Origin of the sequence: Leucobacter alluvii (assembly GCF_039530485.1) — a bacterium.
GTDB classification, from domain to species: domain Bacteria; phylum Actinomycetota; class Actinomycetes; order Actinomycetales; family Microbacteriaceae; genus Leucobacter; species Leucobacter alluvii.
Genome location: NZ_BAAAOP010000006.1, coordinates 116,880 through 139,222 on the forward strand (window position 1 = coordinate 116,880; position 22,343 = coordinate 139,222).

Below are 22,343 nucleotides of genomic sequence, written 5' to 3' on the forward strand. Positions count from 1 at the left end.
GATGCGAGGCTCCTACGCGTCCGCGAGGTAGGCGACGAGCGCGGTTTCGGCGTCTCGTGGCTCGAAGCCGGTCGCCGTGATCTTGTCGAGGGAGAGCGTGCTGCGGAGCGGGCGTGGCGCCGCTTCTTTCCCTGCGAAGTAGTCGGCGGTGCTCACGCCGGAGACCCGGTGCGGATCGTGCCCCGCGAGTTCGAAGACGCGTCGCGCGATGTCAGCCCACGAGACTGAGGGCCCGGCGTTCGTGAGGTTGTACGTGCCGTAGTCGGGTCGCGTGCGGAGCAGGTGCGCGATCCCCGCGGCGATGTCTTGCGTGAAGCTCAGGCGTCCGATCTGATCGTCTACGACGCTCGGATCGATGCTGCGCTCAGCGAGGCTGCGCATGGTGCGCACGAAATTGCCGCCCTCCCCGATGACCCAACTGGTGCGCACGACGTAGTGGCGCGGCACCGTCGCCACGACCGCATCGCCGGCGGCCTTCGTCTGCCCGTATACGCCGAGCGGCGAGAACGGCTGGAGCTCCGAGGCGCTCTCGTGCGTGCCATCGAAGACGTAGTCGCTCGACACGTGCACGAGGGTGAGCCCGTGCTCCGTCGCCGCGCGCGCGAGGCGGCTCACTCCCGCGACGTTCGCCGCCCAGGCGTCGGTGCGCCCCGATTCCGTCTCCGCCTCGTCGACCTTCGTGTACGCCGCAGCATTGATCACCGTGTCGTAGTCGGCCCATCGCACGCCGTCGAACGCAGTGGGGTCGGCGAGGTCGATGCGATCCCGTGCCGCGAAGTCCGCGTCAGGAATCACCTCGCGCAGTGCGCGTCCCAGCTGTCCGTTCGCGCCGAGCACGAGGGTGCGCTTCGGCGCCATCGGCACCACATCGGGGAGCTCGGGGTGCGCGAGATCCTTCCCCGAGCGTTCTGCTTGCTCCAGCGGTATCGGCCACGGGATCGCCGCGGTCGGGTCGGCCAGATTCAAGAATGTGTACTCGCTCTGCGCCTCGGCGCTCCAGTGCGCGTTGACGAGGTACACGTAAGCAGTGTCGTCTTCGAGTGTCTGGTATGAGTTGCCGACGCCGCGGGGCACGAAGATGGCGGTGTCGGGGCCGAGCTCGGCGGTGAATACCGTCCCGAAGGTGTTGCCCTGCCGAAGGTCGACCCATGCGCCGAAAATGCGACCCGTGGCCACCGAGACGTACTTGTCCCAGGGCTCGGCGTGGATGCCGCGCGTCGCGCCGGCCGCGTCGTTGAAGGAGATGTTGTTCTGCACCGGGCCGAAGTCGGGCAACCCGAGCCCCACCATCTTCTCGCGCTGCCAGTTCTCCTTGAACCAACCGCGGTTGTCGCCGTGCACGGGCAGGTCGAGCAGCACCAGGCCCGGGATGGAGGTCTCCTGGATGTTGAGCGGTTTCGTCGCCATGCTCACTGCCCCTGTTCGCGGTACTTGGCCTCGGTTGCGGCCTTCTGCGGGCGCCACCAGTCCTCGTTCCCGCGATACCAGTCGATCGTCGCGGCGAGGCCTCGCTCGAAATCGGGGAATGAAGGTCGCCAACCGAGCTCGGTGCGGAGCTTTGTCGAATCGATGGCGTAGCGCAGGTCGTGGCCCGGCCGGTCGACGACGTGATCGTAGGCGTCGCTCGGCTGACCCATTCCAGTGAGAATCAGCTCGAGCACCTGCCGGTTGTTCTTCTCGCCGTCTGCGCCGATGAGGTACGTGTCGCCGATCCGGCCCGCCTCGACGATGCGCAGCACAGCCGAGGAGTGGTCATCGGCGTGGATCCAGTCGCGCACGTTGAGCCCTTCGCCGTAGAGCTTCGGGCGCTCCCCGACGATGATGTTCGTGATCTGGCGGGGGATGAATTTCTCGACATGCTGCCGGGGGCCGTAGTTGTTCGAGCAGTTGGAGATCGTCGCTTCGACGCCGAAGGAGCGCACCCAGGCGCGAACCAGCAGGTCGGACCCGGCCTTCGTCGACGAGTACGGGCTCGATGGGTTGTACGGCGTCGACTCGGTGAAGCGCTGCGGATCGTCGAGTTCGAGATCGCCGTAGACCTCGTCGGTGGAGATGTGGTGGTATCGCGTGCCGTGGCGACGCACGGCCTCGAGCAAGGTGTACGTGCCGATGATGTTCGTATCGAGGAACGGTTTCGGGTCATGCAGCGAGTTGTCGTTGTGTGACTCCGCGGCGAAGTGCACGAGTACGTCGCTCACCGCGACGAGGTCGTCGACCAGCTCGGCGTCGCAGATGTCGCCGTGCACGACGGAGACGCGATTCTCTGGCAGGCCGGCGAGCGAAGCCGCGTTACCGGCGTACGTGAACTTGTCGAGCACGGTCACCGTGTCGTCGGTGTTCGCGACAAGAAAATGCACGAAGTTCGATCCGATGAAGCCGGCAGCGCCGGTCACGAGAATCTTGCGGGCCACGGAGTTCCTCCAGGGATCGGTTCGTCAGACGGTGCGGGCACCCGCTCACGGCGTGCGCGTAGTTCAGTCTAGCTTCAGGTTATGGGCCGAAGGCATGACGCAACATGCGGCCAACGGCGGCGAGCTTGCCACGCAGCAGCGCACCGGGCGCGAGACTGAGCGCGTGTGCACGTGAGGTGAGATGCAGGCGAGCGGCTCGCCGCGTACGGGGCCACCGGTGTCTCTGCGCGAGCGAAGCCGCCAGCCTGAAGAACGAGCGTTCGCCGGCGAAACGGCTGCCGTCGAGCAGCAGCAGCGATGACGCGCTCTCGTCGTGCCGGCGGTAGGCGAACACCTCGTCGGGAACGACGAGCAGCCGTTTGCCGGCGAAGAACATGTCCATGAGCAACGCGAGGTCTTGAATGACCGCGAACTCGTCGCGGAAGGAGAACGCGCGGATCGCTTCGGTGCGGAACGTGAGCGATGGCCAGTAGAGCCAGTCGCCGTGCATGAGTCCGGCCCCGAGCCGGTCGCCAGCAAGCAGCACCGGCCTCGTGGCGCGCGGTCGCAGCAACCGTTGCTTCACGGAGTCGACAAGGGTGGCCGCGGGGGCGCCCTCCGCGTCGATCACGCGGACGCCAGGCTGAATGATATCCGCCTCCGGGGCGACCGCTGAGGCGCGCAGGATCGTCGCAACGTATTCGGGCAGAAGTTGGTCGTCATTCCCCATGACGGTAACGAGTCCCGTCGACGCTGCGGCGACGCAGCTGCGGAAGTTCGCCGTGATGCCCTCGTTGTGCTCTTTCTTCACGTACGCGATGCGCGAATCGTCGAATGACGCGACGAGCTCGCGCGCCGCGTCGCCCGGGTATGCGTCATCGATGATCGTGAGGTGCCAACGCGGGTCAGTCTGCGCGATGACGCTCGCGATTGCTTCCCGGAGGTAGTCGGGCTCGCCCCAATGGGGAATGCAGATGTCGATCGCGGGGGACACTGCGCCTGGAGTCGTACTCATCAGTCGCACCCGACGACGCGGTACAGTTTGGCCTCGCCCTCATGGTCGATGAGTTGCACAGCAGACGAGTCTTCGAGATCTTCGAGCCCGGGCATCTCGTGCACCTTGTCGTGAACCTCGCGTTCGCCGAAGTCGAGCACGAATTCGATGTTCTCGTCCGCGATCGCCTGGCACAACTCGCTACCGGGCTCGGCGTCGCGCAGCTCTTGGTTGACGAGCAGCGTGTTTTCCGTGAAATCGATCATCACGTGCGGCATGGTCACCCACCGGTCGGCAAACGCGTACGCCATTCCAGCTCCGGTCCAGCCGTTGCCTGCGATGGTCGCATCTTCCGGCACCTGTTCTGGCAGGCGTTGGAGGAGGGCAAGTTCATCGGAGGAGATGAGATCTGAGTCTTCGGCGTAGGCGAAGTTCTCGCGGATGTAATCGGTCGCCTTCTGGATCGCCGGGTCGAGCTGGGTGGCAGCGAGCACCCCGAACGCGATGCCGAGCGTCAGCCCTCCGGCGATGACGCGGCGGTCACCCGCGAGTTTCGCGACGGCGCGAATGATCGTGCTCAACCCCAATACGGCAAGTGGGAGCGTCGCAAGGACGGTGATCGATTCGATGCGCGGAATGTTCTGGTACCAGATACCCGTGATCCAGAATCGCAAGCCCCAATGCGGAATGCCGGCCGCAACGACGTAGAGAATCAGTGCGAGGCCGTACGCGCCGAGCATCGCGATCGACACCCGGTCGTGCCGCACGATCGCGACGACGACCCCGACGAGCACGAGAGCCCCGACCACGTACGGGGTCTCGCCGCGCATGAGCTCCGAGGTGACGAACTGCAGCACCGCACGCATCGGGCTGACCTCGCTCTGCCAGAAGGCCTGCTCGCGCGGTGGCCGTACGATCAGGAACATCGCGAATCCGCCGACGAGATACGCCAGCGACGCTGTGACGACAGGCCACCGAGGCCGGCCGTCTCGTCGGCGATCGCGAATCGCGTTGAACGACCAGACCAGCACGAAGGGAACTGTGCACGCGAGCAATGCCATGAGCGCGCCCGGGTGCGTGATCGCGAGGCCCGGCACCAGTCCGGCGAGCAGCAACCAGCGGGTGGGGAGCGCGAGTGTTGTGGGGATCCGCTCGAACCCGATCAACCCGACGACGACGGCGAGGGCAGCGGGGATGAGAGAGAACCCGAGGAACATCGGGTACAGCACCCCGTACGCGATCATCAGCATCGGGAACGCCGGGAACGCGGCCGAGAGTACGGCAGCGGAGAGCGCAACCGCTATCCCGCGCCCCAACAGGGTGCGTGTGAGGAGCACGATTCCGGCACCCCAGATGAAGGCTGCGACGGCCAGGGTGGCCGCGTTGGTCGCGACGGGAACGCTGGCGCCGCTCAGATCGACGACGAGCGAGACGACGGCGTGCCACCCCGAGGGATAGAAGCCGAGGTTGCCCATCGGTGAGTTCATGAGTCCGATCTTCAGCGGGGAGGCGTCGCCCTGGTCGAGCACGAACTGCACCGCGTTGAGATGGAAGATGTTGTCGAATGTTTGCGAGATGTTGTCGGGAGCCCCGATCGCGCGCCCGATCCGCCCCACCATAATGACGCTCACGAGGACGAGGGTTCCGACGAGCGAGATCTTGGCTCCGCGCGACAGGCCGAGCGGGGCGCCGGCCGGCACATAGTCGGCGATCCGCATCACCGGTTGTTTGAAGACGAAGCGCACGAGCATGCCGATCAGCACCGCGAAGACGAGACTGACAGCGAGCACCGAGAGTGCCCCCCAGCGCACACCGATGAGTGACAGGATGACCGACGACATCGCGATGACGCTCACGGCGATGGGGCCGGCCGCGGCCCACAACCAGAGCCCGCGCAGGCGAAGCGCAACGCCGATCAGTAGCCCTGGGATGAGAATCACCGCGGAAGCGGCGAGGAAGGCGGGGACGATGGAGAACCACTCTGTCATCAGCTGAGCTTTCGCTGGTTCGGAGATGCGCCACGGCGCCGAAGAGCCGTCGCGATCATGCGGAGTACGAGCAGACGCGAGCGGAGCACCTGCGGAATCGCCCGGGGCCGGGCTGAAGACGCGTTGCGGTCGTGCAGACGGCGCAGCGTGGTGACGTCATCGATGTGGGCGATGCGGCCGGCCAGATTCCCCGTGAGCGCGAGCCAGAGATCGTGCGATTCGGTGAGCCACGACGGGAAGGGCAGTACCCGATGTGCGAAGGATCGCCGAAACCCCATGGCGCACCCGAAGTACGGCATCATGCCGCCGAGCACGCCGAGCGTATTGCGCACCGGAGCCCGGCGGCCGACACGCGGCAGCCGCCACTCGCGAATGCCGAAGGGCCCCGAAATGGGGCGGTGCTCACCGAGCAGGTCGAGGTTGCTCGCCACGACGTCGGCGTGCTCGAGCGCTGCGCGCATTGCATCGACGCGACCGGGCGCCCATACGTCGTCCTGGTCGGAGAGCAGCACCAAGTCGCCGCGCGCCTCCGCGAGGGCATGCTCGAAGGTGCGCACGTACCCACGATTTACCGGCTGCTCGATGACTCGAATGCGGTCGTCGCCGATGGCGCGGATCACGGAGACGCTGTCGTCGGGCGACGCGTCGTCGACGACGACGACCTCGTCGTACGGCCCGAGTTGACCGAGAATGCTCTCGAGCTGCTCGCGGACGAAAGCGGCGCCGCGATAGCTCGCCAGGCATACCGACACCCCCGGTACGGGGTCGGGTGATGCTGGGTCTCTCGGCTGCACTTGCGTATCGTCTCCTCGTGACCGGGCGGCGGCCGCTGGTCGTGTCCCGGGCTCCGGAAGCCGGAGCACCCTCCAGGATAGAGTAAACGCATCATGAATGATGCGAAGCACCTGGATGCGGAACGACGGCCCACGGCACAGCGAGTGGCAGCCATCGTCACCTCCTTTCGGCCTGATGCGTCGCTCGTCGAGCACTGCGCCCTCCTCGCGGAGCAGGTCCACCGCGTCGTCGTCATCGACGACGGCAGCGGCGCCGCTGCAGATGAGGTGCTGACCGCGCTCGCCGACGCCGGCGTGCGGGTCGAACGGCAGCCGCAGAATGCCGGCATCGCGAATGCCATCAATCGCGGGTACGCAGCGATGGAGGCCTTCGACCCCGAGCTCGTGATCACCTTCGACCAGGATTCGAGGGTGACCCCTGGCTTCGTCGAGGCACTCGTCGCGCAGTACGATCGCAGCCTCGAGGCGGGGATCCGGGTCGGTATGGTCGCTCCGGAGTACTTCGCGGGGTTCAAGCAGACGCAGATGCCACAGCGCAACGGGTACCTCGAGGCGTATCAGCCCATTCAGTCGGGGTTGCTCATGCCATTGGCGGTGATCCGAGTGCTCGGGCCGCAGCGCGGCGACTTCTTCATCGACTCGGTCGACACCGAGTACTACCTGCGCGCCATCCGGGCGGGTTACGCCTCGGTCTGCGCGCCGAAGCTTGACATGCCGCACAGCCTCGGACACAAGTTGCACGTGCGCGTGCTCGGCCGCACGCTCAAGAACAAGCGGGGCAATCCGCGTTCCATCTCCGTGAGCAGCCCATTCCGGTACTACTACCGTATCCGCAACCGCATGGTGCTCAACCGCGAGTACCTCTCACTCCAATCGCATCGCGCGCTCATGCTGCGCGACACGTTCCGCGAGTATCTGCACTACTGCTTCGCGCTGTACTGCTGCCGTGGCAAGGCAGCGCTCGTGAGCGTGCTCTGGGCGGGCTGCCGTGCCGGTAGGAAGCGCCGCATGGGCAAGATTCCTGATGCCGTGGCCGCTCGCTCGCGCAAGGTCACCTGGCGCAACCCCGCCTGACCCGAGCTACTCCGCTCCCCTCGGAGGCTGAGTGCGCGCAACCTTGCGCAGCTCGACGATCGCCGGCGGCAGCAGCACGGCGAAGATCAGAAACTCGGAGGCTGCGAGGCCTGCCGCGATTCCGGCGGACGATCCGGCGATGCCGAGCGAGATCATCAGCGCGAGGCCGATCACCGCCGCTACGACGGTCGCCACGAAAACCTGACGGAAGCGCGCAGCCGGGATCATGATATTGCGTATCAGCGGCGTCGTTGCCGAGATGAAGAACAGCGACACCCCGAAGAAGAACGACTGGGCGTGCGTAGCGGCAACTGCTTCGCCGAACACGAAGCCCGTCACCGGAGGGCCGAGGATCGCGATGAGCGTACCGCCGACAAGTCCGAGGGCGGAGTGCGCAGTGATGGCCGCGAGGTGCCGTTTGATTGGGCTAGTCGCCGCCGGCTCGAGCACCCACCCCTGAAACGCGTCTCCGAGAGCGGTGACCGCCATGATGGAGATGCGGTAGAGGCGCTCCGCGGAGCTGAAAGAACTCGCATCAGCGGGACGGAGCGTCGCCGTCGAGATCGGAACGGGCGTCGATCCGTAGGAGTTGCCGGTGAAATCGATCAGCGCCGTTGGCATCAGCGAGCGAAGCTCGGAGCGCACGAGCCTCAAAGAATAGCGCTCGCGCTCAGAGCCGCGCAGCACCATGCGCGTGAATGCCCATACGGAGCCGATGCTCACGGCGATGAGCGTGACCGGATAAAACCACACCCACCCAGTTGCGAGTAGTACGGGCACTGCCGCAAGCGAGACGATGAGACGCGGAATGGCGTCGTACTTACCCATGAGCATCGGGCGGCCAACCCCGATGCAGAACCAGTTGGGGCTCAGTCCGACGAGGACTCCGCCCACCGCCATCAGGATCGACTCCAGCCGATAGGCTTCGCTCGTGACGAGCAGCGTCGCGATGACCGCTGCGGGCAGCACCAAGCCGATGATGCTCAGGCGCGTGTGCAGACTGACGCGGTAGATGCGCTGCCGCTCAGCGGCGCCGGTGGCCTTCGCGATCCGAACCGGGCCGATCACCCCCCAGCCGAAGAGTACGCCGATCGCGCCGAGCGTGCCGATCGCCTGACCGGCCGTATAGTTCGCCCAGCCTCCATCTCCCAGGATGCGGGAGATGATCGGCAGGAGGAGGAACGGCGCGATGAGGGCGAGGAGCGGAAAACCGGTGAAGCCCGCGAGCCGCTTGAGTACGGTCTTCATCGCTGCAGCTCAGACGAAGGGCGGCCCTCGTCGTCGCCGGGGGCGTCGTGCGCATCGTCCAAGCGCGGCGCGCGATCTCCGACCCGCTCGAGCGCTGCGACTCGTTCGGCGAGCTGCTCGCACTCGATCCGGTTGATGGCGCCTTCCTCGGCGAGGCGCCGGATCTCGGCTTCGGCCCGCGAGAGCTCCCAGGAGAGGTGCAGCGCGACGCCCACGAGCAGCACGATGGCGCCCCCGAAGATGAGATTGGACGGCAGCTGCACGCGAAGTGCGTCAGTGAGCCGCTCGAGTAAGCCGGGAACCACCGTGACGATGATGGCGGCGATACCGATCACGAGCCACATGACCGCGTACTTCTCGCTCAGCTGGCGCTTTGAGAGCAGTACGAGAACGATCGCGACCATGACAATCGCGAGTGCGGCGCCGAAGGCGATCATGCCTGGTGCTCCTTGACGTTCGAGGAGGCCGGTCGCGTGACGGCCATGAGCAGCGCGAACGCCGAGCGCAGCAGGTAGACCGTCGAACCGACGGCTCCTTGGCTGGGCTGGCCGAAACGGCGCGGTCGCATCGCGACTGGCACCTGAGTGACTGTAAGGCCGGCGCGCAGGGCGCCGACGAGCGAGTCGACGGTGTCGCCCAGGTACTCGGCCGGGTAGTAGGCGACGTATTGCTGAATCGCGCGGGGGCCTGCGGCGCGGAATCCTGAGGTGACGTCGGTGAGGCGCGTACGGGCGATCCGGGAGAGCACCCGCCCGAGCAGCACCATCGCCCACTTACGCGGGCCTCGTGCCGTGTACGTCCCGACGTCGGCGAAGCGCGCGCCGATCGCGATGTCAGCCGAGGCGAGCGCAGCGACGATCTGAGCGATGTCGGCCGGATTGTGCTGCCCGTCGGCGTCGACCTGGATCGCGGCGCTGTACCCGCGACGGAGGGCGTAGTGGAAGCCGGCGCGCATGGCGCCGCCGACACCGAGGTTGAAGGGGAGTACGAGCACGCTCGCCCCGGCGCCTCGCGCCGCGCTCGCCGTGTCGTCGACCGAACCGTCGTCGACGACCAGCACGTCGTAGCGGGCGTCAGCGGCGCGGATCTCGTGTACCGTTTCAGCGACGTTCTCGCCCTCGTTCCACGCCGGAACAATGACGAGTACTCGCGGAGCCTGCTCGTTCATCGGGTTCGGTCGGCCTCGGACGGCGCCGTGGTGCAGGGGCCGTCCGTTCACTGTTCGAGCAGGCGTTTCAGATACGAGCCGTAGCCGCTCTTGACCAGCGGCCCAGCGAGCTCCTCGAGCTGCGCGTCATCGATCCAACCGTTGCGCCATGCGAGCTCCTCGACGCACCCGATCTTGAATCCCTGGCGCTCTTCGATGATGCGCACGTATTCACCCGCCTGCATCATCGACTCAAAGGTGCCGGTGTCGAGCCATGCCGTGCCGCGGTCCAACACCTGCACGCTCAACTCACCGGCGACGAGGTACTGCTCGTTCACCGACGAGATCTCCAGTTCGCCACGCGCGCTCGGCTCGATCGTCTTCGATATCTCGACCACCCGGTTGTCGTAGAAGTAGAGCCCTGGCACCGCGTAATTGCTCTTCGGATGCGCTGGCTTTTCCTCGATCGAGAGCGCCGTGCCCTGCTCGTCGAACTCGACGACGCCGTACGCCCGTGGGTTCGAGACTGGGTAGGCGAAGACGCGGGCGCCCTCGATGTCGCTGTTGTGACGCAACGCGGTGCCGAGGCCGGTGCCGTGGAAGAGGTTGTCGCCCAGCACGAGAGCTACGCTTTCGTCTCCGATGAACTCCTCGCCGATGATGAACGCCTGCGCGAGGCCGTCCGGGGAAGGCTGTACCGCGTACTCGAGCCGCATGCCCCACGCGCTGCCGTCACCCAGGAGCGCCCGGAACTGCTCGTTGTACTCGGGGGTGGTGATCACGAGCACCTCACGAATTCCGGCGGCCATCAGCGTCGCGAGAGGATAGTAGACCATCGGCTTGTCATAGATGGGCATCAGCTGCTTGGAGATGCCCTTGGTGATCGGCCACAACCGGGTGCCCGAGCCGCCGGCCAGAATGATTCCGCGCATGTCTACCTGATTCGTTCTGTCGATGGATGAGAGAATTGCACTGATTGTAGCCGGAGGCGACTGTGCGGCCGCGCCCAGTGACCGGCATCCGGCGGAATTTCAGCGTCCCTCGAAGGTGCGCTTCCACTCCGCGACCGAGGTGATCTCGGGGAGCGCGGCGCGGTACTCGTCGGCGAGGCGATCCCAGTTCTTCTCGATCTCACGCACGAGCGCACGCGACTCTTTGAGGAGTCGACGGAACTTCTCGCGGTCATGCCGGTACCACATCTTGCCGCTGCCGTCGGCGGCGCCGATGAGTACGCTCGAGTGCCTCGGAATGCGCCACCAGAGCGCATCGACCTTCGCGTACTCGAGCTCCGGGGTCTGCGCGTCGTCTTCGCTCACGGTGCGACGCCAGTGCGTCGGAACCATGCGAGCCGTGTAGGCCCCGAGCCGCAGCCCCGTGGGGTAGTCCTTCGGCTTCTTCAGTAACGGCAGGGCGCGGCCGCCACGCGCGTACGGAGTGTCGGCGTCGCCCGACCGAAACACATGCGTCTCCGGGAAATCCGCGGCCGTGGCGCGGGCCGCGGGCATCGCCTTCGGGAGATCAGCGTGGAGATTCTTCGGCCCGCGCAGCACCGAGCGCATACCGTCGACCGCGAGCTGCGTCGCATAGTACTGCATGTTCAGCAGCTTCTTGATGTCCTGTCGACCGCTGTTCTGCAGCAGCTTGCCGCCTTGCGGCTGTCCGGAATGGAGCAGGCCTGCGATGATGCGATTGCGCGTGTGGAAGAACGCCTGCCAGTCCTGCGAATCGTCTTTGTCGATCCAGGAGACGTGCCAGAGCGCGACGCCGGGCATCGAGACGGTGCGATAGCCGGCGTTCCTGGCGCGCAGTCCGTACTCCGCGTCGTCCCATTTGATGAACACCGGAAGTGACAACCCGATGTCGGCAATGATCTTCTTCGGGATCATGCACATCCACCAGCCGTTGTAGTCGGAGTCGAGGCGGGCGTGCATCCATGGCGTCTGGCGCAGATTGCGCTTGCGGAAGTCGTGGCGGTGCTGCTCTTCGAACGACGGGCCCCAGAGGAACGGACCCGGTCGCACGACCTCGGCCCATGCGTGCAGCACGGGCTTGTCGAGCAGATCGAACATGTGCCCGCCCACGATCACGGGAGTGCGGCTGAAGCGGCCGAACTGCAGCGCGCGCAGTGCGCTCTCAGCCTCGAACTCCACATCGTCGTCGAGCAGGAGCAGGAAGTCGGTATCCTCGCGTTCGAGTGTCTCCGACATGGAACGAGCGAACCCGCCCGAGCCGCCGAGGTTGCCCTGTTCGATGACCTGCAGCTTCTCGCCGAGCGCCGCGGCGACATCGTCGAAGCCGGCTTCGTCGCGCACCTTCTGCGTGCCCTGATCGACGAGGAAGATGCGGTCGATGCCCTCCAGCAACCCCGGGTTCTCGGCGACGTTGCGGAGCGTGCCGACGCAGTAGTCGGGCTTATTGTACGTGGTCATCCCGAGGCTGAGCTTGCCGGTCTCGACCGGCTGCGCCTCCGTCGACCAACGACCGCCCTGAAGCTCGAGGTCTTCGGTGCTCGCGATGAGATCGAACCAGTACCAGCCGCCATCGCTGAAGGATCGCAGCGGAAGATCGAAGGCGGAGGTGGCGTCGCCCGTCACGGCCCGCGAATCGACGCGCTGCTGCACGCCCGACGCGTTCGAGCGGTAGACGATGATCGTGCCGGGCCCCTGGGTGCGCAGCTCGAGCTGCACCCGATCGACCACGGTCCAGCGCTGCCAGTACGCGGCCGGGAAGGCGTTGAAGTAGCTGGCGAACGAGACGCGATTGCCGGAGCGCACGCGCATGCTCTCGCGCGAGATCACGTTGTCGATGTGCGCGTTCTCGCTCAGCCGGACGGGCCGGTTCCGCACCGTGGTCCAGGTCTCGGCGTCCGCGTAGAGCGGCAGCACGTCTGGGTCTTTGGCAACGGGGAACACGACGTTCTGCAGGATGGTCGGCATCGGGAACGAGCCTCTCTGGGCGTGCGGCGGGCAGAATACCGGATCAGTCTACTGGCGAGGAGATGAGAGCCGGGTTGAGCCGCCGCGTCATAGAGTGGCAGGGAGCGCCCCCGTTCCGGGGCGCTGATCCTCGTCTCGAACTGGAGCACCCCGTGGCCGCACCCGATCTCGCCCCCGCTTCTGGCTCGACTTCCGAGCTGGCCCGCACGATCGATCACACGTTCTTGAAGCCCGAGGGGCGCCGCGCAGATGTCGAGCGGACCGTCGCTGAAGCAGCCGAGCTCGGCGTCTACAGCGTGTGCGTCTCCCCGAGCGAGCTTCCCCTGACCCTGCCGGAGGGAAGCGACCTGAAAGTGACCGCGGTGTGCGGATTTCCGAGCGGGAAGCACGCGTCATCCGTGAAAGCCGCCGAGGCCGCGCTTGCCGTAGCCCAAGGCGCCGACGAGATCGACATGGTGATCGACTTCGGAGCGGCCATCGACGGCCGGATCGCCGCGGTCGAGGCCGACATTCGTGCCGTCCGCGCCGCGGTGCCTGCACCGACGGTGCTGAAGGTGATCATCGAATCGGCGGCACTCGACGATGACACCGTCACCGCGGTCTGCGGCGCCGCGGAGGCCGCCGGTGCGGATTTCGTCAAGACGTCGACCGGCTTCCATCCGGCAGGCGGGGCGACCGTGCACGCCGTCGAGGTGATGCGGCGAGCGGTGGGGGATCGCGTGGCGATCAAGGCGTCGGGCGGCATCCGCAACCGCGAGGACGCGGAAGCGATGCTGCGGGCCGGTGCGAGCCGGCTCGGTCTCTCGTCGAGCCGTACCGTGCTCGAGGGCGGAACGGGTGCGGCCGGCTACTGAGCGAGGTGCTGGGGTCGGCTGGGGTGGAGCGGCTGGGTTGGAGCACTCTGTTTGTAGGTTCCTCAATAATCTGCGCCGGGAATCTTTGGATCCGCAGCGTCCTTCGGGCCGCGATGAATGTCGGCGGCCGCCGGCAGAGTTGATGCATGGAGGCCTCACCGCACATTCGCGAAGCGCAGAGCAGCGAGCTCGATGCGCTCGTGAACGAGCTGGCCTCGGTCGAGCAGCAACTTCGAGGGCTCGAGGCGCGGAAGCGGGCGCTGCTGTCGCGCGTCCGTGCAGTGTCCGACACGGTCTGCGCTGAGGAACGGCGTACCGGTCGATCCGCGGAACTGGTCCATCGGGCTGCTGCGGCCGAAGTGGGCTTCGCGCTCGGAATCGCGGACCGGAGCGCCGAGGGGTTGATCGAGCGCTCCTTCGACCTGTGCACGAAGTTCCCGCCGGCCCATGCCTCGCTGGCTGCTGGCCGCATATCAGCGGCTCACGCGGCCGCAGTGGCGGAGGCGGGGCTGCTCGTCACGGATAGCGCGGCTCGGCGCGCGTACACGCGGGCGGCCGTGGATATCGCGGAGGCCGAGACACCGAATCGGGCACGGCGAGCCGCGAAGGTGCTGGCTGAGCGCTTCGCTGGACGTGCGTTCGCGGAGCGGTGCGAGCGGGCCGCGGCGGAGCGGCGGGTGTGGGTGACCCCGCTCGACGACGGCATGGCGGAACTGCACGCGGTGGTCGACGCGGTGCTCGCGTCGGCGTTGCACGATCGGTTGACGCGCGTGGGGCAGGCGCAGGTCGTCGCCGACCGCGAGCAGGCCGATAGGTTCACGAGCGGGCGGGGCGCCGGTGTCGGTGCTGGAGATGCTGATGCTGGGGGCGCTGGTGCTGGAGGTGCTGATGCTGGGGGTGCCGGTGCTGGTGCTGGAGGTGCTGGTGCTGGAGGTGCTGGTGCTGGAGGCGCTGATGCCGTCGCGGCCCGCGCCGATGACGCGGTGGTCGTGCGCACACTCGACCAGGCGCGGGCAGACCTGTTCGTCGACGTGCTCCTCAACGGCGATCCTTCCGAGTTGTGGCGTTCGCGAGGAGGGGTGAGCGGGGAGCGGATCGACGCACGGGTCCAGGTGATCGTCCCGGTGAGTGCGCTGGTTGGTGATCGTGCGGGTGCCGGTGCCGGTACGAGTCGCGTTGCTGGTGTCAGTCCAGGAGTCGAGGCCCCAGGCTCCGGCGGCTCCGACGGCTCCGGGGGTTCAGGCGGCTCCGACGGCTCCGCGCCCGCGATGCTCGCCGGATACGGCGTGATCGGAACGGATCGGGCGCGATTGCTCGCGGGGCTCGCGCGCGGGTGGGATCGGGTAGCGGTCGATGACGCGTCGGGCGCCGTGCTGGCGGTCGATCGGTATCGACCGTCGGAGGAACTGCTCCGATATCTGCGAGCGCGAGATCAGCATTGTCGATTCCCGGGGTGTCAGGTCGTGCCGTTTCGGGCAGATGTCGACCACACGCATGATGCTGCCCGTGGAGGGGCGACGTCGGTCGTCAATCTTGCGGTCCTGTGCCGGAGGCACCACACGATGAAGCACCATGCCGGGATGACGATGACGCAGCATCCCGACGGAGACATCGAATGGGTGACGGCGCTCGGTCGACGAAAACGCGAGCGGCCACCATCTCGAGTGATGTTCGCTCCCGCGCCTGCGCACGAGCGATCGCATCAGTCCCCGTGAACCTGCAGCTCCTGTCCCGCCCGCCACACCGCGACGGTGAGCGGGGGAGCGCTGGCGGCGATCTCGCGGAGAAGCTCGAACTCGACGCGATCCGCGTTCTGCTGGTGGATCCGGGCGTCGGAGCCGCCCGCCCGAGCGGCGAGTCGCGCGAGGCCGAACTCGGCGAGGAGCCCGCGATCCTCGAGCATCTCGTCGCGCAGCGCGCGCACCACGAAGTCGTCGACCTCTGGAGTCTCGGCGTAGGCGATGGCGGGGTCTTCGCCGTCGCGCACGAGATGCTCCATGATCGTCTCGCGTTCAAGGCGGGCGTCGGAGCGCAGCTGCACGAGCCGCTCGGTGGTGAGATGCAGGGCGTTCATCGCCTCAGTCCAATGGTGTCGGTGTCGTGCGTGATGGGGATCCGTCGCCACGGCAACTGCGTCGGCTCGGCTTCGAGCGAGGGCAACTGAAAGTCGAATCGCGACTTGACCGCGAGCAGTACCAGGAGCAACCAGTTGCCTTCGATGATGAGGCGGCTCTCCGTCAGCGACTGCACGAGGAGCGCGATCATCACGAGGAACGGCCAGAGCGCGCTGGTCGCGTAGGTCAGCGGAGGGCCGTACCCGCGTCGCGGCGGGTCGACCGCGCGGAACCAGACGCGCCACGTGGTGAGCACGATCAACGGTGCGAACGCGAGCAGCCCGACGATGCCGAGCTGCAACCACACGTCGAGCCACGCGTTGTGGGCGCTCATCACCTGGATACCGGCCTTCTCGTCGAGCGAGGCGAACGGCTCGGCCCAGGGCGCCCAGTAGCTGATCCAGCCCCATCCGAACCACGGCCGCTGCTCGGCCAGGTCGATGACCTTCTGCCAGGTCTCGACGCGTCCCGTCAGGTCACCGCTCTTGCCGAGCAGCCCGAAGACGAAGTCGCGCGCGAACAGCACCAGGCCGATCGCCACGGCCAGCACCGCTCCGCCCGCCACGTACAGCGGCACCCGGCGCTCGGGTCCGAGGCGGCGCGCCCAGAGCGCGAGGACCAACCCGACCACGACCGCCGCGAGCGCCACCCATACGGTCGCACCGCGCGTGAGCAGAATGGTGACGAACGAGAGCACCAGCCAGAACCAGCCCCGCACCGGGCGCACGAGCCCCGCGCGCAACTGGATGCCGAAGATGATGACGCCGAGCAGCGCGATGAAGCCGAGCAGCACCGAACTCGCGACGATCCCCTGTATGGGGCCGCCGACGAACAGCAAGTCGCGGCTCCAGTAGAGCAGCTTCGGAATCTTGCCCGATTCGGGCACGTCGATGAAGTTCTGGAAGACGGGGTGCTGCACGAACACGGCGACGATCAGCTCGAAGGCGAGCGACAGCCCGATGAGGTACCGCAGCGCGGTGCCGAGGGTGCGCAGCACCTCGTGCCAGGAGAGCACGAAGGCGATGACCACCGCGAGCAGCGTGGTCGCAAGCTGCCCGATGACGCCGAGCACGCTCTCGACCCGGTACTGAGACCAGAAGACGGAGAGGATCGCGAGCCCGAGGAACCAGTAGAGCGGCGCCGGCAGCCGGTACCACCGGAAGCGCTCGGGGCGTTCGCGCGCGAAGATCACGATGCCCCACACGACGAGGGCCACCGCGAGGCCCAGAAAACCGGGCCATCCCACAAGATTTCGGAACCCGTTGCTGCCCAACGCCAGAACGAAGACGCAGATCGCGTACGCACTCACACCGAGTCTGGTCTTGCTCTCCGACATAGTCGGTATGGTAGTTCATGCCTCGCGGCGGACGGTGTGCGACGGCCGGTCTGCCGAGGCGGAGGAGAGATGTGCTGATCTTCATCGAGAACACCCCGCGTGCGTATGCCTGGGGCTCGACGGATGCGCTCCCCGACATGCTGGGAACGGCGCCCACCGGCGAGCCGCAGGCCGAGCTCTGGCTGGGCACCCATCCCGGCAGCCCCGCGCATGTCGCGAAGGCGACCCCCGTGCAGCACACGCTCATCGATCTGGTCGAGAGCGACCCCGAGCGCTACGGCGTCGACGGCGGCCCGCTTCCGTTCCTGCTGAAGGTGCTCGCGATCGGCGCGCCGCTCTCCCTGCAGGTGCACCCGAACCGCGAACAAGCGGCGGAGGGGTTCGCCGCCGAGGAGGCCGCCGGCGTGCCTCGCGACGCCCGCGAGCGCAACTACTGCGATCCGACCCACAAACCCGAGCTCCTCGTCGCCTTGAGCGAGGTGACGGCCCTGAGCGGGTTCCGCGATCTCGCGAATGCCCGCGCAGACCTGCTGCTGCTCGCCGCCGCTGCTCGGGAACTGGGGTTCCTCTCGGGGGCCGAAGGGTTCGAGCGCGCCGCCTGCCGTCTCGTCGGCCGTGAGGCGGGGGAGTTGCGACGCACCTTCTTGACGTGGGCGTTCAGCGGTGAGCCGCGCATCGTCAAGGCGCTCTCCTGCTTGCCCGAGGTGCTGGCTGCCGCGGAGTCTGACGCCGTCGGTTACTGGGAACGAGCCGTCGATGAGGGCACGGTCGATCCGGATCGCCTCGCCGCCCTCCGCGCGCTCGCCGCCGCGCACCCCGGCGATCCCGGAGTGCTCGTCTCGCTGCTCCTCCATCTCGTTCGGCTGGCCCCCGGTGAAGCGATCTTCCTCGGAGCGGGGCAGATCCACGCCTACCTGGGCGGCGTCGCCGTCGAGGTCATGGCCTCCTCCGACAATGTGCTGCGCGCCGGTCTGACGCAGAAGCACGTCGACATCGATGAGTTGTGCCGCATCGTCGACACGGGCGAGCTTGCCGACCCGCGCTTCCCGGCGGAGCGGCTCGGTCACGGCCTCCTCGCCTGGCGACCCGCGGTGCCGGAATTCCAGCTCGTACGGGCGCGCCTGCGCGAGGCCGAAGCCGAGGCGGGAGCCGGCTACGCCGACGCCGACGCCGCCATCCGCATCGATCTCCCGGCAGAGGCGCCCGTCGTGCTCGTCGTCACCGCCGGCAAAGTCCGCGTCGAGCGCCCCGATGCTCGTCCCGCCGAAGTCGCGAGCGCTCGGCGCGGGCAATCGCTGTACGTGTCGGCGGGGGAACCGATCTGCATCACCGGCCACGGCGAGGTCTTCCTCGCCACCATCGGCGATGGCTTCGGCGGCCCCGCAGCCCGGTGACCTCACCGGCCGCGGCGGACGTCGGGCGGGCCGCCGAAGGCGAGTACACTGATCCGCGTGTCGAACGCCGAATCCGAAGCCTCCGCATCGCCCGCTGCACCCGCCGCGCGACCCGCGGCGCACGGCCAGGGCGAGCCAGGTTCCGCCGAGCCCGGGCGGCTCGGCTCCGGGCGGCTCGGCTCCGATCGGCTCGGCTCCGATCGGCTCGGCGGCCTGGGGCGCGTGCTCATCGCGGTATACATCGTCCTCGCGCTCGCCGCGACCTTCCGCTCCGTCTACCAGATCATCGCGAAGTTCGACGAGGCTCCACTCGCCTACTCGCTGTCGGCGCTGTCGGGCGTCGTGTACATCATCGCGACGATTGCTCTCATCAAGCGCCGCGGCATCTGGCGCTCGATCGCCTGGGGAGCCCTCATCTTCGAACTGAGCGGAGTACTCGTCGTCGGCCTGCTCAGCATCGTCGAGCCGCAGCTCTTCGGCCATCCCTCGGTCTGGTCGTTCTTCGGCAGCGGATACCTCTTCATCCCACTGGTGCTGCCGGTGCTCGGCCTCATCTGGCTGCGCAGTACGGGGAGAGCCGCCGCGGCGCAGGCCGCCGAGCGGAGTCCGGCACGAACCTCGGCGGAGACGTCGGCGCAGACCTCGGCGAATCCCGGAGGATCCGCCTGATGCAGATCATCGAATCGCTCGAAGCGATCCGACGCAGCGATTTCTCCGCCGGCAGCTGCATCGCGATCGGCAAGTTCGACGGGTTGCACCTGGGGCATCAGGCGATTCTCGAGCGCATGCGTGCGACGGCGAACGAGATCGGTGCACGCAGCGTGGCGTTCACCTTCGCGAACCATCCCCTGAGCTATCTGCGACCGGAAGCCTGCCCGAGACCCCTCATGAGCCGTGCGCAGCGACTCGAGGCGATCGCGGGCCTCGGCCTCGACGCCTGCGTGATGGTCGAGTTCGATGCCGACTTCGCCGCGATCCCGGCCGAGGAGTTCGTCGTCGAGGTGCTCGTCGGCAAGCTGGGTGCGAAGCACATCCTCATGGGCGCTGATTTCCGCTTCGGGCACCACGGCGCCGGTGACGGCGCTCTGCTGCGCGCGCTCGGCGAGCAGCACGGCTTCGTCGCGGAGGTGCTCGACTGGGTCGAAGACGACGAGGAGGGGCAGGTCTCGTCCTCGCGCATCCGCGAGGCGCTGCTCGCAGGCGACGTCGAGGGCGCCGGCCGCATGACGGGCCGCCCCGTGGCGGTGCGCGGCGAGGTGGTGCACGGCGATGCGCGGGGCCGCGAGCTGGGGTTTCCGACCGCTAATCTCGGTGGCCGCATCGAGGGGCTCGTGCCGGCCGATGGCGTCTACGCGGGATGGGCGGTGCTCGACGGGGTCACCCACCAGGCCGCGATCTCGGTGGGCAACAACCCGACCTTCACCCCGGATGAGGTGTCGCGCGTCGAAGCGTACATCCTTGATTTCTCCGGAGACATCTACGGCCGCACGCTCGAGATCCGCTTCGCGCATCGCCTGCGCGGCACCGAGCGGTTCGACGGTCTCGACGCGCTCATCGTGCAGATGAACGCCGACGTGGCGCTGGCGCGCACCCTGCTCGAAGGCTGACCGCGCGCCCGGGTCTGTGCTGGCACTGCTCTGCGCCCACGGGTCGGCACCCCCTCGTGCAGCGGCCGATCCCCGCCTTCTTGAGAGCGCTCTCGCGATCCCCTCCGCACCGGATGCTAGAATCGGTAGCACGGTCGCGCTTTCTGCGGTTCGCGAGTCCCATGCCGCGCATGAGGTCAGGCTCCGAACCCGCGAGCGGCCCGCGACTCGGTACGCGTTCCGAGACTGCAACTCGCCGATCAGGAGATCCATTGGCATCCACCACTGCCACGCGTCAGCCCCAGACGAAGAGCGGCGCGCAGCGCGGCCAGTCGCGCTCGAACGGGCGCCGCAAGCACACGCACAACGAGGGCATCATCCCGCTGCTCGCACGCGCCGTCCGCGAGGTCGAGGCTTCGGCTCAGCGCGGCAAGGCGACGCCGGCGAACCGCACGAAGTTCCATGTGATCGCGCTGCTCATGCGCGAGGAACGCGCCCGCGTCAAAACCGATGAGCAGGTGAGCGACTCCGAGCGCGCGGAGACGCTGAAGCGGCTCGACGGTGTGGCCTCGATCCTCGCGAAGACCGCCGCCCGCGACACGAGTCTGATCACCCTCCTCGAGCCGACGGCGCCGATCACCGAGGCGACGCGCCTCCTGAAGCGCAAGATGCTGGCGCAGGCCGGCATCGAGCTCCCCGAAGAGGAGAAAGCAGCGCCCGAGCCCGCTCGTGCGATCGTGCCGCCCGAGCTCGCCGAGCGTCAGGTGGAGCCGGCCGGCATCGAGGCGCGCATGCTCGCGAATCCGTTCTTGAAGCCCGACCTCGCCCCGCCGAAGCAGCCGACCCCGGTCGTGCGACTCGCGAACTGGGAGCTGCTCGGGCCCCTCCTCAAGTCGTTCGAGCAGGGCGGCGGCGGATCGGCGTGCATGGATCTCCCCGAACCCCCGGTGCCGGATCGCCTCGCCCCGGCCGGGCGCGAGCTCATGCCGCATCAGGCGCGTTTTCTCGCCAGCGTGCGCGACGGGCACCGCAGCTTCCTGCTCGCCGACGAGCCGGGCCTCGGCAAGACGGCGCAGTCGGTGCTCGCGGCCTCGGTCGCCGATGCGTATCCGCTGCTGGTCGTCGTCCCCAACGTCGTGAAGATGAACTGGGCGCGCGAAGTGGAGCGGTGGACGCCGCAGCGCCGGGTCACGGTGATCCACGGCGACGGTCATGACATCGACGCCTTCGCCGACGTCTTCATCGTGAACTACGACATCCTCGATCGCCACCTGAGCTGGATCTCCGACTTCGGGTTCAAGGGCATGGTCGTCGACGAAGCGCACATGATCAAGAACGTGCAGTCGCAGCGCTCCCGCAACGTGCTCGCGATCTCGGAGCGCATCCGCGAACGCACGCCGGGGGTGTCCCCGCTGCTCATCGCCCTGACCGGTACCCCGCTCATCAACGACATCGACGACTTCCGGGCCATCTGGCGGTTCCTCGGCTGGATCGAGAGCGATAAGCCTGGGCCCGAGCTCATGGCGCAGCTCGAGAACAACGGCTGGACGCCGGCGGACTCGTCGTTCTACCCCGAGGCGCGCCAGAGCGTCATCGACATGGGCATCGTGCGCCGCCGCAAGATGGATGTCGCCTCCGACCTTCCCGCGAAGCGGGTCGTCGACCTGCCCGTCGAGCTCGACGACGAATTCGGCCGCGGCATCCGGGACGCCGAGGCGCAGCTCGCGAAGAAACTGCTCGAACGCTTCCGCATCGTCAAGCGCGGCAAGCTGGGCGAGAAGCTCGATGATGCGGCGATCATCCGCATGGTCGCATCGCAGGAGCTCGAAGAATCGCACTCCTCCGCGGACGGCCTCAACATCTTCACGATGGTGCGGAAGATCGGTCAGGCGAAGGCCTCGCTCGCGGCGGACTACGCCGCGCAGCTCGCGCGATCGGTCGGCAAGGTCGTGTTCTTCGCGAAGCACATCGACGTGATGGATCGCGTCGAGCGCCAGCTCGCAGAAGCCGGGCTCAAGACGGTCTCCATCCGCGGCGACCAGACCGCGGCGTTCCGCCAGGAGCAGATCGACGCGTTCAACCAGGATCCGGAGGTCGCGGTCGCCGTCTGCTCGCTGACCGCCGCCGGCGTCGGCGTGAACCTGCAGGCCTCGTCGAACGTGGTGCTCGCGGAGCTCAGCTGGACGGATGCCGAGCAGACGCAGGCCATCGACCGCGTGCACCGCATCGGGCAGGACGAGCCCGTCACGGCATGGCGCATCGTGGCGGCCCAGACGATCGACGCGAAGATCGCCGAGCTCATCGACGGCAAGGCCGGCCTCGCGGCCCGTGCGCTCGACGGTGCAGCAGCTCCGGCGGAGGACGCCGATTCGGTGCAGCTGATCGCGCTCATCAGCGTTCTCACGCAGGCTGTGGAACGCTCGCGCGCATAGCTCGCAGGCGATCCCAGCGCGGTCGGACGGAGATTCGCCCGGCCGCGCTGGACTGG

19 protein-coding genes are annotated in these 22,343 nt (G+C 67.6%); 7 read left to right on the forward strand and 12 right to left on the reverse strand.

Annotated elements, in window-relative coordinates; genetic code table 11:
* Positions 1–12: 12 nt before the first annotated feature.
* The 5 genes from ABFX18_RS09075 to ABFX18_RS09095 form a co-directional block, all read right to left on the reverse strand.
* A complete protein-coding gene (locus ABFX18_RS09075) occupies positions 13–1,407 on the reverse strand; it encodes a sugar nucleotide-binding protein (RefSeq protein WP_346058092.1) in 1,395 nt (464 codons plus the stop codon).
* A 2-nt stretch (positions 1,408–1,409) separates the two neighbouring features.
* Positions 1,410–2,411 (reverse strand): dTDP-glucose 4,6-dehydratase, encoded by a 1,002-nt coding sequence (gene rfbB / locus ABFX18_RS09080; protein WP_090151743.1) that lies wholly within the window; start codon positions 2,409–2,411, stop codon positions 1,410–1,412.
* A gap of 79 nt (positions 2,412–2,490) precedes the next feature.
* Positions 2,491–3,405 carry a glycosyltransferase family 2 protein gene (locus tag ABFX18_RS09085; protein ID WP_346058093.1) on the reverse strand — a complete coding sequence of 305 codons (915 nt, stop codon included), beginning with the start codon at positions 3,403–3,405 and terminating at the stop codon, positions 2,491–2,493.
* Positions 3,405–5,372, reverse strand: coding sequence for a DUF6541 family protein (locus ABFX18_RS09090; RefSeq protein WP_346058094.1), 1,968 nt, complete (start codon positions 5,370–5,372; stop codon positions 3,405–3,407). Before ABFX18_RS09090 ends, ABFX18_RS09085 begins: the two co-directional genes overlap by 1 nt.
* On the reverse strand, positions 5,372–6,166 hold the full coding sequence (locus ABFX18_RS09095; RefSeq protein ID WP_346058095.1) for a glycosyltransferase: 795 nt from the start codon (positions 6,164–6,166) through the stop codon (positions 5,372–5,374). Before ABFX18_RS09095 ends, ABFX18_RS09090 begins: the two co-directional genes overlap by 1 nt.
* 93 nt (positions 6,167–6,259) lie before the next feature.
* Here ABFX18_RS09095 and ABFX18_RS09100 point away from each other — a divergent pair, with 93 nt between their 5' ends.
* The gene (locus ABFX18_RS09100) at positions 6,260–7,240 is read left to right on the forward strand and encodes a glycosyltransferase (RefSeq protein WP_346058096.1); all 981 of its coding nucleotides are present in this window, start codon (positions 6,260–6,262) and stop codon (positions 7,238–7,240) included.
* 6 nt (positions 7,241–7,246) lie between these two features.
* Here ABFX18_RS09100 and ABFX18_RS09105 read toward each other — a convergent pair whose 3' ends face one another.
* From ABFX18_RS09105 to ABFX18_RS09125, 5 genes are all read right to left on the reverse strand, one after another.
* On the reverse strand, positions 7,247–8,488 hold the full coding sequence (locus ABFX18_RS09105) for a polysaccharide biosynthesis protein (protein WP_346058097.1): 1,242 nt from the start codon (positions 8,486–8,488) through the stop codon (positions 7,247–7,249).
* Complete coding sequence (locus ABFX18_RS09110; protein ID WP_346058098.1) at positions 8,485–8,925, reverse strand: DUF2304 domain-containing protein; 441 nt, start codon at positions 8,923–8,925, stop codon at positions 8,485–8,487. Before ABFX18_RS09110 ends, ABFX18_RS09105 begins: the two co-directional genes overlap by 4 nt.
* A complete protein-coding gene (locus tag ABFX18_RS09115; protein WP_090151727.1) occupies positions 8,922–9,656 on the reverse strand; it encodes a glycosyltransferase in 735 nt (244 codons plus the stop codon). Before ABFX18_RS09115 ends, ABFX18_RS09110 begins: the two co-directional genes overlap by 4 nt.
* Positions 9,657–9,703: 47 nt before the next feature.
* Positions 9,704–10,567, reverse strand: a complete 864-nt coding sequence (rfbA, locus tag ABFX18_RS09120) for a glucose-1-phosphate thymidylyltransferase RfbA (RefSeq protein ID WP_211649045.1) — start codon at positions 10,565–10,567, stop codon at positions 9,704–9,706.
* Positions 10,568–10,666: 99 nt separating this feature from the next.
* Positions 10,667–12,571, reverse strand: a complete 1,905-nt coding sequence (locus ABFX18_RS09125) for a glycosyltransferase (protein ID WP_090151721.1) — start codon at positions 12,569–12,571, stop codon at positions 10,667–10,669.
* 152 nt (positions 12,572–12,723) lie between these two features.
* Here ABFX18_RS09125 and deoC point away from each other — a divergent pair, with 152 nt between their 5' ends.
* Both deoC and ABFX18_RS09135 read left to right on the forward strand, forming a co-directional pair.
* Positions 12,724–13,425: a deoxyribose-phosphate aldolase gene (gene deoC / locus ABFX18_RS09130; RefSeq protein ID WP_346058099.1), complete on the forward strand. Its 702-nt coding sequence runs from the start codon at positions 12,724–12,726 to the stop codon at positions 13,423–13,425.
* A 146-nt stretch (positions 13,426–13,571) separates the two neighbouring features.
* A complete protein-coding gene (locus ABFX18_RS09135; RefSeq protein ID WP_346058100.1) occupies positions 13,572–15,140 on the forward strand; it encodes an HNH endonuclease signature motif containing protein in 1,569 nt (522 codons plus the stop codon).
* Here the strand turns inward: ABFX18_RS09135 and ABFX18_RS09140 are convergent.
* Positions 15,128–15,499, reverse strand: a complete 372-nt coding sequence (locus tag ABFX18_RS09140) for a hypothetical protein (RefSeq protein ID WP_346058101.1) — start codon at positions 15,497–15,499, stop codon at positions 15,128–15,130. The genes ABFX18_RS09135 and ABFX18_RS09140 overlap by 13 nt on opposite strands.
* A complete protein-coding gene (locus ABFX18_RS09145) occupies positions 15,496–16,875 on the reverse strand; it encodes an O-antigen ligase family protein (RefSeq protein ID WP_346058102.1) in 1,380 nt (459 codons plus the stop codon). The genes ABFX18_RS09140 and ABFX18_RS09145 overlap by 4 nt, the downstream gene beginning before the upstream one ends.
* A gap of 71 nt (positions 16,876–16,946) precedes the next feature.
* Here ABFX18_RS09145 and manA point away from each other — a divergent pair, with 71 nt between their 5' ends.
* The 4 genes from manA (at position 16,947) to ABFX18_RS09165 (ending at position 22,287) form a co-directional block, all read left to right on the forward strand.
* The gene (gene manA, locus ABFX18_RS09150) at positions 16,947–18,269 is read left to right on the forward strand and encodes a mannose-6-phosphate isomerase, class I (RefSeq protein ID WP_346058103.1); all 1,323 of its coding nucleotides are present in this window, start codon (positions 16,947–16,949) and stop codon (positions 18,267–18,269) included.
* Positions 18,270–18,491: 222 nt separating this feature from the next.
* A complete protein-coding gene (locus tag ABFX18_RS09155; protein ID WP_346058147.1) occupies positions 18,492–18,938 on the forward strand; it encodes a hypothetical protein in 447 nt (148 codons plus the stop codon).
* Entirely contained in the window at positions 18,938–19,876 is a 939-nt protein-coding gene (locus ABFX18_RS09160; protein ID WP_090151701.1) for a bifunctional riboflavin kinase/FAD synthetase, read from the forward strand. The genes ABFX18_RS09155 and ABFX18_RS09160 overlap by 1 nt, the downstream gene beginning before the upstream one ends.
* A 251-nt stretch (positions 19,877–20,127) precedes the next feature.
* A complete protein-coding gene (locus ABFX18_RS09165; protein ID WP_346058104.1) occupies positions 20,128–22,287 on the forward strand; it encodes a DEAD/DEAH box helicase in 2,160 nt (719 codons plus the stop codon).
* The last annotated feature ends 56 nt before the right edge of the window (positions 22,288–22,343 follow it).

Bases quoted from the DNA above. Each gene is read 5' to 3' on its own strand.
- ABFX18_RS09135 (WP_346058100.1), top strand. From the start codon at position 13,572: ATGGAGGCCTCACCGCACATTCGCGAAGCGCAGAGCAGCGAGCTCGAT.
- rfbA (WP_211649045.1), bottom strand. From the start codon at position 10,567: ATGCGCGGAATCATTCTGGCCGGCGGCTCGGGCACCCGGTTGTGGCCG.
- ABFX18_RS09100 (WP_346058096.1), top strand. From the start codon at position 6,260: ATGAATGATGCGAAGCACCTGGATGCGGAACGACGGCCCACGGCACAG.
- ABFX18_RS09145 (WP_346058102.1), bottom strand. From the start codon at position 16,875: ATGTCGGAGAGCAAGACCAGACTCGGTGTGAGTGCGTACGCGATCTGC.
- ABFX18_RS09075 (WP_346058092.1), bottom strand. From the start codon at position 1,407: ATGGCGACGAAACCGCTCAACATCCAGGAGACCTCCATCCCGGGCCTG.
- ABFX18_RS09110 (WP_346058098.1), bottom strand. From the start codon at position 8,925: ATGATCGCCTTCGGCGCCGCACTCGCGATTGTCATGGTCGCGATCGTT.
- ABFX18_RS09115 (WP_090151727.1), bottom strand. From the start codon at position 9,656: ATGAACGAGCAGGCTCCGCGAGTACTCGTCATTGTTCCGGCGTGGAAC.
- ABFX18_RS09085 (WP_346058093.1), bottom strand. From the start codon at position 3,405: ATGAGTACGACTCCAGGCGCAGTGTCCCCCGCGATCGACATCTGCATT.
- ABFX18_RS09090 (WP_346058094.1), bottom strand. From the start codon at position 5,372: ATGACAGAGTGGTTCTCCATCGTCCCCGCCTTCCTCGCCGCTTCCGCG.
- ABFX18_RS09160 (WP_090151701.1), top strand. From the start codon at position 18,938: ATGCAGATCATCGAATCGCTCGAAGCGATCCGACGCAGCGATTTCTCC.
- ABFX18_RS09140 (WP_346058101.1), bottom strand. From the start codon at position 15,499: ATGAACGCCCTGCATCTCACCACCGAGCGGCTCGTGCAGCTGCGCTCC.
- ABFX18_RS09105 (WP_346058097.1), bottom strand. From the start codon at position 8,488: ATGAAGACCGTACTCAAGCGGCTCGCGGGCTTCACCGGTTTTCCGCTC.
- ABFX18_RS09125 (WP_090151721.1), bottom strand. From the start codon at position 12,571: ATGCCGACCATCCTGCAGAACGTCGTGTTCCCCGTTGCCAAAGACCCA.